Source organism: Apibacter muscae (assembly GCF_007845595.1).
GTDB lineage: Bacteria > Bacteroidota > Bacteroidia > Flavobacteriales > Weeksellaceae > Apibacter > Apibacter muscae.
This window is the reverse complement of sequence record NZ_SELI01000020.1, coordinates 111,073-124,695: the sequence shown is the minus strand read 5'-3', so window position 1 is coordinate 124,695 and position 13,623 is coordinate 111,073. Positions and strand designations below refer to the sequence as shown.

The following is a 13,623-nucleotide window of genomic DNA, read 5'->3' as shown; positions in this document are numbered from 1 at the left end:
TAAGTCACAAATAAGAGTTTCTCAAATTTTAAGAATTATTTTTTATTTCATATAGAACTCTTTCCCCCATCATTGTTGTTACATAGCCCATTATTACAACTTTCATTCTTTTTTCATGTATATTAAAAGTTGCATCAATGGAACAATCATAGGGAATAAATATCCAAACAGTTTTACCTTCATTAGGCTCAAGTTGTTTAATATATTTTTCATCACAACCCTGAATTTTAATATTTTCTATAGTTTCTTGGCTTTTATTAATTATAGTAAGCTGTATTGTATTTAATAAAATTAAAAATCCAATTTCATAAATTTTAGCTATTGGGATATTAAGAAAGATAATTAAAATTGTTATAACAATTTTCTTTCTCCCATCTTTTCTAACAAATAATTTATATAATAATAATATTAAAAAGGATAAATTAATAATTATCATTATTAAAACTAAAAAAAAACTGAAGAGAGCCCAAGTATCAGATAAAGTTAAGGTAAATACAGCAAATAAAATCGTTCCTAAAATAAAGGAAATTAAAGCTATATTTCTTCCGATTTTATTTATATCATTCACAGTAAAATTTCATTTATAGATTAATTAAGGTCAAAAAAGTATAAATTAAAATTCTAAGTCTATGGCAAAACCTTCATGGCTACGAATATTAAATGCTAAATGATTTTCAAACAACCAATATTGCCCTTTAATACCGATTAATTTTCCTTCAAATTCAGGAACTTTCTTTAAATTCACTGAAGTTATTTTTAATGGATATTGTACAATAGGATATTTTAGATGAATCATTTCTGATTCTTCTAAATAATATTTTTGAAGGAAATCAGGAATATCATCTTTTAGTTCATCTTTTTTCTTTTCTAAATCAAAAAAAGAAGCTTCCGATTGTAACATTTTTCTATAGTTAGTTTTATCAGAAATTTTTTCTTTTAAAGCAACTTCAATCAATCCAGCCTCATATCTGTTTTCTGTTTCAGCCAATGGAATTGCATATTCAGCACCCTGATCAATCCAGCGGGTAGGAATTTGAGACTTTCTGGTAACTCCCACTTTTATGCCTCCTGTGTTCGCTAAATAAACTACATGAGGTTGCAACTGCGCTTTAGATTCATAGGTTAAATTCCGGTCTTCTTCTCCTAAATGTGCTTTAGAAAGCTCAGGCCTCACCACCCACTCTCCCGTATGTGGAGAAGAAAAATAACATTTTTTACAAAAACCCATCGCAAAAATTTCAACATAATTTTCGCATTCTAAACATTGACAATGGTTAAATTTTACCTTGATATTTTTATTAAGAAGCTGATTTACTGAGATAATTTCTTCTTCAAAATTTAGATAATAGTGTATAGGATTATCCAATTCAGTCACCATTTTGGTAAGCAGCCCTGTAATTATCATAGAATTTAAATGCAAAGGTTATATTTATGAGTAAATATACAGCTTATCGCTAAATTGTATAAAAAAATTATAGAATCAATGGCTCCACGCAAATAAACCGCGTACCTCCTTAATAACTTTGTTACTTTTAAACTAAAAATTATTTTTCATGTTTTCAAAAGATAGATTAGAACAAGCCATAAAGGATGGTTGGATCCAAGTACAAAAACATCCAGAATATCCATGGTACATATATAATTATACACAAAAAACTCAATATGAGAAACATTGGAATGAATTAACGTTGAGTTGCAGAGGATTAATTTTAAATGAAAACTATGAGATCGTCGCACGACCCTTGCCCAAATTTTTTAATTGGGAAGAACTGAATGATGATCAGATCCCAAAGCTAGGTTTTGAAGTTTTTGAGAAATTAGATGGTTCTTTAGGTATTCTCTATTGGGTAAATAATGAACCGTATATTGCTACGCGTGGTTCATTCAACAGCTTACAGGCAAAAAAGGCAAATGAATTGCTATACACCAAGTATAAAAACTTAATAAAAAACTTAAACCCCAGAAACACTTATTTATTTGAAATCATTTATCCTGAAAACAGAATTGTTGTAAACTATGGAAGTAGAGAAGAATTAGTACTTTTGGCCATTATAGAAACTTTCACAGGCAAAGAACTTTCCATGGATGACTTAGGATTCCCCAGAGCTAAAAGAATTTTTGGTATTAACTCTATGAAGGATATGAATAAACATTACGATCTATTAAATGAAGGTTTTGTTATCAAATTTTCCAACGGATTTAGAATAAAAGCTAAATTTCCTGAATATATTCGTTTGCATAAAATAATTACAGAAGTATCATCTATAAGCCTATGGGAAGATTTAAAAAATGGTAAACCTTTGGAAGATTTATTAAAAAATATTCCTGACGAAATATTCCAATGGGTGAAAGAAAAAAGAAACAAACTCACAGACCATTATTTAGAAATTGAAAATCAATGTAAAAAAGATTTTAAAATTCTAAATTCTCGTAAAGAAACGGCTAGTTATTTCCTTACATGCTCCTATCCAAAAGTTTTATTTTCAATGCTTGATAGACGTGACTATAGTCCAATTATATGGAAAATAATTAAACCTGACTTTGAAAAACCTTTGACTAATAAATTTTAAATAAGTCTTGATTTAATGTATAATTAAATAAAATTTCTTCTTATAAAAAACTGATTTCAAAAATACCAGTAACACAGATTTAAATTTTTTGAAACTTTTGATTTATTAAATAATTGAAGAAAAATAGTACCTTTGAAATCAATTCTCAACATTGTTTAAAAACTATGAACCCATCCAAAGATTTTTCTAATAAAATACCTTCAGATATAGAAATAGCTAGATCAACAACCCTTGAATCTATTGATAAAATAGCTGAAAAAATTGATATTCCACAAGATGAATTAATCCCTTACGGAAAGTTTATGGCAAAGGTTCCTTGGAATCTTCAATCTCCAGAAAAACAAAAAAAATCTAACTTAATACTAGTAACCTCCATTACCCCTACCAAAGCAGGAATTGGTAAAACTACCGTTTCTATTGGGTTAGCACTAGGACTAAATAAAATTGGTAAAAAAGCATCAGTTGCACTTCGTGAACCTTCTTTAGGTCCTTGTTTTGGAATGAAGGGAGGAGCCGCAGGAGGAGGATATGCACAAGTCCTTCCGATGGAAAATATAAACTTACATTTTACCGGAGACTTTCATGCAATTACTTCTGCACACAATATGCTTGCAGCTTTATTAGACAATTACAATTACCAAAACCGCGGAACTGACAATGTGGTTACAGAAGTATTGTGGAAACGTGTTTTAGACGTAAACGATAGAGCTCTTAGAAATATAGTGAGTGGATTGGGTGGAACTGCCAATGGCGTTCCACAAGAATCTGGTTTTGACATTACACCCGCTTCTGAAATTATGGCAATTTTATGTCTGGCAGAAGATCCTAAAGATTTAAAAAGAAGAATTGAAAATATTCTTTTGGGCTATAAAGCAGATGGAAGCATGTTTACGGTAAAAGAATTAGGGGTAGCCGGTGCTATTACTGTTTTACTGAAAGATGCCATCCATCCAAACTTAGTACAAACCACTGAAAATACACCTGCTTTTATTCATGGTGGACCTTTCGCTAATATTGCACATGGTTGTAACTCTGTGTTAGCTACCCGTATGGCGATGAGCTTTTCTGACTATGTAATTACTGAAGCAGGTTTTGGTGCGGATTTAGGGGCTGAGAAATTTTTTGATATTAAGTGCAGAAAAGCTGGACTTTGCCCTAAGCTTACCCTTATTGTTGCTACAGCCCAAGGTTTAAAAATGCATGGTGGAGTTCCTCTAAATGCAATTAAAGATGAAAATATACCTGGTTTAATTCAAGGATTAGAAAATCTAAAAAAACACATTGAAAACATTAAGTCTTACGGACAATCCGTAATGGTTGTATTTAATCGATATAATTCAGATACTGAAGAAGAATTATCAATATTAAAAGAATTCTGTTTAAAAAGGAACATTCCTTTAGCCGAAAATAATTCATTTGGACTAGGTGGAGAAGGTGCTGTTGAGTTTGCCAATTTAGTGGTAAAAACCATTGAAGAAAATCCTTCCCAAGATCCAATTCAATTTGCATATAGTGAAGCAGATGGTCTTGAAGAAAAAATTGCTAAAGTCGCTAAAAATATTTATGGAGCTTCTTCGGTAACCTTTAGTAAAAGGGCAAAAAGTAAATTAAAGAAACTTAAGGATACAGAAATGGATAAATTTCCAATCTGTATTGCAAAAACCCAATATTCTTTTTCCTCGGATCCAAAAGCCTACGGGGTTAGTAAAAATTTTGACTTTCAAATCAACGATATAGTAATAAATAGAGGAGCTGAATTTATAGTGGCTATTGCAGGAGATATTATGCGTATGCCTGGCTTACCTAAGCAACCTCAAGCCATGAATATCGACATAGTTGATGGCCAGATTGAAGGTTTAAGCTAGTCAGCAATATTTTTATAATATTTATTTTTTAAGTCTATGAATGATTGTTTATAATCATTCATAGACTTATTTTTTTACTTAAAATTTAATGAATTTAAAAAACTAAGATAATTTTTATTTGAAATGAATAATTATTTTAATGAGAAATTTTCAATTAAATATATATCGCTAAAAATTTACATTTTGTATAGATATATGATATCCGAATACCAAGTTAATTATATCACCCCAATAAAATACACTTAAAAAAGATATAATATTTTTTTTATTATTATATCAACATAAAATAAATAAAATTATTAATAAAATTAAATATCTACCTTATTTGTAAATAATTAATAATTATTACTTTAATAAATTACTATTTTTGTAAAAAAATTAAATATACTTTTCTTTAGAAAATTCATATTATGAAATTAAAAATTCAATTAATTATAGGTATTATATTTATTCAAATTAATTTGTTTTCGCAAGTTGGAATTGGAATAGATAATCCCAATCCACATTCTTTATTAGAAGTTTACTCCCAAAATGCTGGTATACTAATTCCTAGACTTACTGAACAACAAAGAAACAGTCTTACCAGCAGCAACTCTACTGAAATTAACCTAACCGATACTGATAATAGTTTATTAATCTACAATACAACTGAAAACTGTTTTAACTATTGGAATTCCAGCGAGACTGAGTGGAAAAGCCTATGCGGTGTTAAAGGAAAAGCAAAATTTACTATAAATTGTAAAGACATAGTTATAAATGGCGTTTATATAGAAGGTAATAATTTAACTGATTCTGACTATATAAGTGTACCAGTTAATATTACTAAGCCTGGAACTTACAACATCAAAATTATAACAGATAATAACTATTCATTTCAAGCAGAAGGAGTTTTTGATTATATTGGTTCTTATACAATAAAAGTAATGGGTATGGGCACTCCTTTAAAAAAAGGTGAAAATTTATTAACAATTAAATCTCAAGATTTAGATATTTCTTGCGATACTGCAAAAACAATATCTGTACTTCCTGCTCTTGCTAATGTAAATATTCAATGTAGCACAGTTATCGTCGATGGAGTATACGTTGTTAAAAAACCTCTTACTGAAACTAATACTATTGCATTAAACGTCAGCACTACCAATGAAGGAAGCTGGGAAATTACCTCTAATACTGTAAATGGCATTTCTTTTAGTGGCTCTGGAAATTTTAGCGCCGCTGGTACTTATCCTGTAACACTTCAAGGGAATGGAACTCCTATTGAAAGTGGAGAATATACTTTTAAATTAAATGCCAGTGGTAATGGGTCAATAACCAATTGTGATTTTAAAGTTAAAATAGCAGTTAGAAGTATGAAAGTTTTAGGTTTAGGAAACAATACTACCGATGGCGTTTGGAACATTGCTGGTAATCAGAAATTTGGAGGTGTAACCAATTTTACTTACGGTTCATTAATGGAAACCGATAAACATTTCGGTAATAATCAACAAGCAACATTCCCTGTAGAAAGTATTACTATGTTACCTTTATATGGAGAAAGTCCTGATTTAGCTGGCACTATTCAATCATTCAATCCAGATGTTATTGTTGCTGAGTATAACTTTTTAAGTGGTGCTTCGACTTCGGCAGCTACTGTTAATAATATACAGGCACTAGTAAATTTTGTAAATTCTGGAGGAGCCCTTGTCTTATGTATGGACGGAGATGGACCTACAGCTGTAAGAAACCAAAATGCATTATCTATTACTAAAAGTATATTCAATGATGAAAACATAACTGTTAATGGATTAACTACTGCCAGACAATTTTTATTTGCATCCGCTAATAACAAAATAATTGACGGATATTTTTTTAATTTATTAAACCACAACTTGGGTTCTGATGGAGGAAATAATTTTTCATTTACTAATCTTCCTCCAGAGAAAACTGACTATATAGCCTATGCAGGAAGTACTGCTAGTAATGATTATATTTCTTTTAAACATAAAAATAAAGGTTATCTTTTCGTGGGGGATGGGGCTCCCTTTTCCAATAGATATGGCAATATTGCTCCATATAACTACCCTTTAAAATTTGACTCAAGTTTTAATCCATTAGTTAACGTATATTCTACTCCTCCATCTGTAAATTCCTACTTTTATTTAAATGTAATGGCTTGGGCTTTTAATTGGGCTCAAAAACATAAAATTCAATAAATTAGTTTTAGACCTAAATAAATATGACAATACTAAGTTTTAAAGTTATTCATTATGTATATAATTAATTAGTAAAGTTTTTTAAATTAATACTATATTATCGATTTTCTTTATATAGTACAAGATTAGGCTTAATTAAAAAAAATTCTTTAAAGTTTAAAATTTTAAACACTAATCTTTTTTATTAACTTTGAAGACTCTTTTATAATGTGTAGATGGACTTAAATTCATTATTTTCTGATAAACGTACCGGAACTCAATACAAATCAAATAGTAAAAAAGCAGATCCGAGAAGTGAATATCAGCGAGATTTTGATCGGGTCATTTTTTCCACTGCTTTCCGACGGTTACAGAATAAAACTCAGGTTTTTCCACTTCCCGGAAGTGTCTTTGTACATAATCGCTTAACCCATTCTTTGGAAGTTGCTTCTGTGGGACGCTCTTTAGGGAATGAAATAGGTAATTATATTTCAACAAAATATGAAAATCATCTAACTCCAGAGACTAAAGATTTGTATAAACATAGCTTATACAACGTTATTTCAACCGGCTGTTTATGTCATGATATTGGAAATCCTGCTTTTGGGCATTCGGGAGAAGATGCTATCGCCAGCTACTTTTATAGAAATGAATCTGCATTAAAAGATAGATTTACAGAAAAACAATGGAGCGATTTTATTAATTTTGAAGGAAATGCCAATGCTATTCGGGTACTTACCCAACAACAAAACGGTAAATCGGAAGGAGGAATTATGCTCACTTACTCCACCTTAGCCTCCATTGCCAAATATCCTTGCGAATCTATTGCTAAGAATAAAAAAATACTACAACAAAAAAAATTCGGATTTTTCCAAACCGAAAAATCTACTTTCTTAGATATTGCTAAGGAAACTTCTATGTTACAGAAACATGAAGATCCTTTAATATTTGCACGTCATCCTTTTGTTTGGCTCGTAGAAACGGCTGATGATATTTGCTATAATATTATTGATTTGGAAGATGCCCAGCGTTTAGGTTTTATTAGTGCTTCGGTTTGCGAAGAATTATTGCAACAAATTATAACCGAAATTCAGGGAGCTAAGAAATGGCAACGGGTGGGTAAAAAACTTGGTGGAATAGAAGATAAAAACGACCGTATTTCTTTTTTACGTGCGGTTTCTATTGGTACTTTAATCGGGCGATCTATAGAATTATATAAACAGAATTTTGAAAAAATACTAAGTGGTAGTTTGCAACTTTCTATTTTTGACGAAATTAAGCAGGAATGCAAAGCCATTCAGGAAATTGAGAGTTTTTCCATTGAACATATTTACAACCACCGTTCCGTAGTAGAAATAGAAAATGCGGGTTATAATGTAATGTACGAATTGCTGGATCACTTTATACCTCCTATTATAAAAACCAAAGAAGAACGAAAAGAATACGAAAAAAAAGCAATAAAGCTTATTCCTAAGCAATATTTATATGAAGACCTAACCGAATATGAAAGAGTATTAGGCGTATTAGACTTTGTTTCCGGAATGACAGACAACTACGCTACCGACCTCTACCGCAAAATCAAAGGAATTGATATTGGCATGACTTTGTAAATCCATTCTTTTTTATTTAAGAGAAACCCCGCATTCAATTAATTTATTTTTAATATAAGGTGCATATTGCTCTGCACCATAAAAGGTAAAATGGCCAGTATCATGAACATAAGGAATACCAACATTAGAAACTTCCTTTATAGGGAGCTTTAATAAATCTAAATATTTATCATTAAGTTTATCTTTTAAAAGTGTATTTATTTTTAAAACATTCTCCTTTAGAATTTCATCTTGTTTACGAGTAATTGAGTAGCAATTTTTTAGGTAATATTTAGTAGGAAAATCAATATCATAAATCATATTTTGACCTAAAAACAAGGTTTTTACATTGAACTGTTTAAAGTAAGATTCAGTATTATCTATCTTCTCTAATAAATCCTCATTACTAACTGCATAATAAATATAACTAGAACTAATTATTACTAAATCAATATGATTAGAATTTTTAGGAAAAAATTCTTTAAAAAAGTAATTAAAAAAAAACTTTTCTTGTTCTTTCCCTGGATTTGGATAAATCATTGGATAAGCCCCATTGGTTGTAATTTGAATTAAATTATAATCTGAATTTTTGAATATATTTTTAAAGGTCTTTATAAACATTCCTGCATGACTATCGCCTAATAAAATAACATTTTTTTTAGAAGTATCAACTTCAACTTTATTTAAATAAAAATCTAAAAAATTCTGTTTTTTAGGCTGAAAATGATGATTATTATAAGAATATTGAGCTTTACATTGAGTACTTAAAGGATAGTTAGTAGCATAATAAACTAAATTACTTTTATATCTTGTTGGGTAAATAGTACGTATATCTATTTCAGTTAATATTATAGTAAATAATGAAAAGACAATTGAAATAAATAATACAAATTTTACTTTAATAAATTTCGTTTTTTCAATAAAATGATAAGATATAATTGCAAATAATAATGAAATTAATATTAAAAAAATCCTATTTAAAATGTTAATATTTAATGAAAAATATGCAGAAAGCACATAAATCGGCCAGTGCCATAAGTACAAAGAATAGGATATATTTCCTAAATATGTTATTATTTTATTATGAAATAATTTGATATCTACATTTATAAAAATAATAATACTTACAGCAAATACAGGAACTAAAGTTAGATAAGATGGCCACGTTAAAGTCCTATTTGCAATTAATACAAATCCAAATAGTATTACTAGAGAAATTATAAAAATATATTTTTTTATATTATTATTTATTTTAATTAAATTGTAAGAGTAGATAAAAGCCAAACCACCAAACATCATTTCCCATGCTCTTAAATAAAACATATAAAATGCATATGATGGGTTTGATCTACTATATATATTCATTAATAAAAATGAAAGAGCTATTAGAAAAATATAAATTATTTTAAATATTTCAATATTTCTCAAATATATTTTTTTCAACAATAATAATAGTAATGGATATACCATATACAATTGCCATTCTACAGACAGAGACCATGTATGAAGCAAAAAATTAAATTGTGAATAGTAATCAAAATATCCACTATTTAAATAAAAAATGAAATTTGAAAAAAACAAACAACTGGAATAGGCAGATTTTAAATATATAATAAACTGAGTTGGTATAAAAAAATATAATATTATTAGAAAGAATATTAGCATAAATAACAAAGCTGGAATGATTCTTATGATTCTTTTTTTATAAAAAGTTATTAAATTAAACGTATTACTTTGAATTCCAGATAAAATAATACTAGTCATTAAATAACCAGAAATTACAAAAAATACATCCACTCCTACAAATCCACCACTAAATAAAAAAAAATTATAGTGATAAAATAGTACAACTAAAACTGAAAAAGCTCTTAAAAATGAAAGATCAAACCGAAATTGTTTATTGTCCATATACTTTTCTGCTCATGCAAATGTACATATAACAATTATCATATTACCTAATAATATAAAGATTTATTAGACATACTAATAATAATATATATATATATTTATTAATTTAGTAATTTATATTTTAATTCAATATAATTTATATAAATTAATTATTAAATTTATTTTATTTTTTATTAATTTATTTTTTATTAAAACAAAAATTTTTTAATTTATAATCTTTTTATTTTCCAATGATTGAAATTTAGATAAATTGTTTTTATTTTTTGATAGATCATAGATAATAAATGATATTTTAAATATTCACCTGTAAAATATTTAAATATTAAGTTTATAGTCAATTATTTAGGTGTATAAAAAGTTCATAATAATATCTATTTACTACAGCACATTATCATCATAAATTTGCATAGAGTGGAATTGATATATTTGTTTGATTATCTATCTCTCTCTTATATATATTAAATGCTAAAAAAAAATTTTTTTACTTTTTTACTTTTTTTTTAATTTTTATATTAAAAAATTTCCTTATTTATAACTTTTCAATTAAATTACATCTGCCTTTGAACTTTTGTTTATAAAGATCTTTCTACTATTTTATTAATAGGGTTGAAAATGCTGTTTGTAGAATTGTTTAGAAAAATTTTCTACTTTATTATTAAATTATTAAAGTAATAAATTGTAGCCTCTTAATTCTTATTCCAATTCCTTACCTAAGGAACATTTAAAGCCTTAAATATCCTTTCTACCACTTTATATTTAATAGTTTTTTTGTACCTAATCCGATAGGGCGGATTAGGTAACTACTAAATAATAAGCTAAGCTTTCTTGTTTAATTCCTAGCTTTACTATAAGTCTTGTTATATTTCTTACCTGATGTATTTTTTAAGATATCTATCTGTATTATTAAACAAAAGGTTTTAGTAAGAGTAAGTGAAATACAAATAAAGCGCATATATATTTTATATATATCTATATATAGTATAAAATCACCTTTTTATTAGATGACTATTTTTTTTAAATCTTAAAGGAAAATTCTTGTTTTATGTAATTTGTTATATCTATAACTTGTTGTGTATTAAACTCAATACCACTAATTAAAAATCTCTTATACTCATTAATCATTTTCATATTAAGTCATTAAGCATCTAATAAGCCAGATTCTTTAAAGAATTCTGGTTCATCAAAGTCAACTCTAGCTATATCATATAAACAATTTTTACCAAGAGAATGTACTATTTCATTACCATTATTTATCTCAGTTATGTTGGGGGGGGATATATAAGTTAATACTTAGATATTTTTCATTACAATGAGGGCATTTAAAATATAAAAGATCAAATATAGAAGATCTATTTTCAGGAGGAGAGATTAAAATCCAATAGTCATTCAAATAATTCATTTCTATATACGGAAAAACGGTATGGATGCTGTCTATAAATGTTCTGTTTTTATTTGCTGTTGATAATAATCCCAAATTATAAACATAGGGAAGACCTTTATTCTTACGAAATTGTTCGGATAGTATACTTATTTTATCCTTGCAGGATAAACATTCCAGACTTATATCAAACCGAGCCCCTCTGGGAAATGTATAGGGTTTTTGTAGCTCTACTTCCTGCCTTTGGGTAAAAAAATTCAATTCAATATCATATTTTGAAGGTTCTGTTGCTACTTTAATTTTTTTATTGTAGTATTCTTTTACTTTTATTTGCATAGCTCATTATTTTTTTGTCTGTATTACTGTTCCAATATATTGGCTATATTGACCATTGGGTGAGCACTTGATAGTTACTTTTATATAGCTTTTGTCTATCAAGTTCTGGAAACTAGTAAACCCTCCTTCTTTAATGGGCTTATTATTACTAATATTTATAAATTAAGTAGTTAAGCTAGTATTAATAAATAAATTAACTGATTTCTATTTTTTTTTATGTAATAAATCGGTTCTATCTCAAATTTAAAATCTTCTATTGGAGTTCGTTCTTCCCATATTTCATCTACTTCATTTTCCTCTATTTCATAAATAGGATCGTATCCATGGTGGGCATAATTCTTAAGAATTACCTGTAAATCTATAGGTGGATTTAAAACTATTTTATTTGGTTGGATAACTTTAATTATCTGACATCTATAACCTTTATAGTTACATAATGTAATTACATAGTATGCAGATTGAATATCACTTCTTTCTACATCTAAAAACACTTTGCTATCTAATTCATTGTTATTATAACTTTTAAAATTATTAGATAATGAAATATAATTTTTTTCAGTTTGAAGTCTATAAAAATTATCTGAAATACTCCAAAACCTGCATTCAATGCCTAAAAAGATAGCATATGAATTATTTCTTACTAACATAAATTTATTATTTTACATTTATAAATTTTTCTAAATCTTTATTATATATAGCTTTTAATATTTCCATGCCATCATTATGTACTTCCCATATTTCATCTCCCTCTGAAAATCTTAATCTATTAGGCAAATGCCATTCAGAAACTCCTAAAACTCCTCTTTTTCCAGCTGTAAATCCTGTTGCTGTAAATGGATAATCAAACATATCATAAGTTCCTCCTGTAGGAATGATAATCTCTTTGGGAACTTTTAAAGATTTAAATCTAATAACGCCACAACTACCTTTATCTATATAAAAAGGAGTTTTCACATAATCTAACCGTAAACCATTATATATATCTTCATATGATTTTAAATGTTTAGCATCTGAAGCTCTTGACATGAAACCTCCTACTTCATTATAATTTCCATTAATATATTTTTTAGGTATTTCTCTAAGTGTGGAAAAATTAGGTACATCCAATACTTCTTCTTTTAATAGCCTCATATGCTCTCTATTTTTACCAAATTCTTGTAATAATAAAAGAGTGGGCGAAATCAGAGGCATGTTTTCTTTTATTTTATTATCTACATAAAATACTAATGAAGCATTCAATTTTTCTACCTTGTTAAGGGTTATTTCTGTATTATACGCTAGATAAAATAGATCCTCCGGTAGAAAATGACTGGCAGTAAGGGTGTATAACCCTCTCTCGTCATTTGCACAATCTTTAATCTGAAAATTTGTTCCATAGGTAATATTGTAGTCTTCCATTTTTTTTTGTAATATAGAAGGTTTCGACCAGTTGACTATAAATTCCTGATCTTCCAGTAAATCTTTTCTTGGGGCTTTAGGGCTAAGGTTGTAAAAATCCTGCCATTCTTTTACCCCCTCCTTTCTTAATTTATTTTCTATAATGGCTAGAATTATCCCTAAACTAAAAAAATTCTGCCATTGGTATTGGCTTACTTTTAGTAAGCAATGCTCTAATCGGGGTTGTTTTTTTATTGAAAATATTGTGTATGCAATATTCTTAGAATGGGGAGTAGTTTCCAGACATTCAAAATCGGTTTGATAATCCTTATTAAAATTAGGCAATCTTTTTTTTAATACCTCTGCAGAGCGCAGGTACAATCTTACCTCTAAGGGGGCTGTAATCTGTTTTTTATTGTTTGGTTCCAT

10 protein-coding genes are annotated in these 13,623 nt (G+C 28.0%); 4 read left to right on the top strand and 6 right to left on the bottom strand.

All coding sequences use genetic code 11. From position 1 onward, the window contains the following. Positions 1-28: 28 nt before the first annotated feature. Positions 29-568, bottom strand: a complete 540-nt coding sequence (locus ETU10_RS08060; RefSeq protein WP_146311309.1) for a hypothetical protein — start codon at positions 566-568, stop codon at positions 29-31. Between the two features lie 45 nt (positions 569-613). Then, positions 614-1,405: a DUF2797 domain-containing protein gene (locus tag ETU10_RS08055; RefSeq protein ID WP_146311307.1), complete on the bottom strand. Its 792-nt coding sequence runs from the start codon at positions 1,403-1,405 to the stop codon at positions 614-616. 148 nt (positions 1,406-1,553) lie between these two features. Here ETU10_RS08055 and ETU10_RS08050 point away from each other — a divergent pair, with 148 nt between their 5' ends. The 4 genes from ETU10_RS08050 (at position 1,554) to dgt (ending at position 8,216) form a co-directional block, all read left to right on the top strand. Beyond that, positions 1,554-2,570, top strand: a complete 1,017-nt coding sequence (locus tag ETU10_RS08050) for an RNA ligase (protein WP_146311305.1) — start codon at positions 1,554-1,556, stop codon at positions 2,568-2,570. A gap of 164 nt (positions 2,571-2,734) precedes the next feature. Next, a complete protein-coding gene (locus ETU10_RS08045; RefSeq protein WP_246118452.1) occupies positions 2,735-4,435 on the top strand; it encodes a formate--tetrahydrofolate ligase in 1,701 nt (566 codons plus the stop codon). A 410-nt stretch (positions 4,436-4,845) separates the two neighbouring features. Beyond that, positions 4,846-6,627, top strand: coding sequence for a hypothetical protein (locus ETU10_RS08040; RefSeq protein ID WP_146262510.1), 1,782 nt, complete (start codon positions 4,846-4,848; stop codon positions 6,625-6,627). A gap of 215 nt (positions 6,628-6,842) precedes the next feature. Beyond that, a complete protein-coding gene (gene dgt / locus ETU10_RS08035; protein ID WP_146311303.1) occupies positions 6,843-8,216 on the top strand; it encodes a dGTP triphosphohydrolase in 1,374 nt (457 codons plus the stop codon). Positions 8,217-8,228: 12 nt separating this feature from the next. Here the strand turns inward: dgt and ETU10_RS08030 are convergent, their stop codons facing one another. The 4 genes from ETU10_RS08030 to ETU10_RS08015 form a co-directional block, all read right to left on the bottom strand. Then, on the bottom strand, positions 8,229-10,103 hold the full coding sequence (locus tag ETU10_RS08030; protein WP_146311301.1) for an acyltransferase family protein: 1,875 nt from the start codon (positions 10,101-10,103) through the stop codon (positions 8,229-8,231). A 1,255-nt stretch (positions 10,104-11,358) separates the two neighbouring features. Then, on the bottom strand, positions 11,359-11,817 hold the full coding sequence (locus tag ETU10_RS08025; RefSeq protein ID WP_146311299.1) for a hypothetical protein: 459 nt from the start codon (positions 11,815-11,817) through the stop codon (positions 11,359-11,361). A 170-nt stretch (positions 11,818-11,987) separates the two neighbouring features. Beyond that, entirely contained in the window at positions 11,988-12,464 is a 477-nt protein-coding gene (locus ETU10_RS08020) for a hypothetical protein (RefSeq protein ID WP_146311297.1), read from the bottom strand. Between the two features lie 7 nt (positions 12,465-12,471). Next, positions 12,472-13,623 carry a hypothetical protein gene (locus tag ETU10_RS08015; protein WP_146311295.1) on the bottom strand — a complete coding sequence of 384 codons (1,152 nt, stop codon included), beginning with the start codon at positions 13,621-13,623 and terminating at the stop codon, positions 12,472-12,474.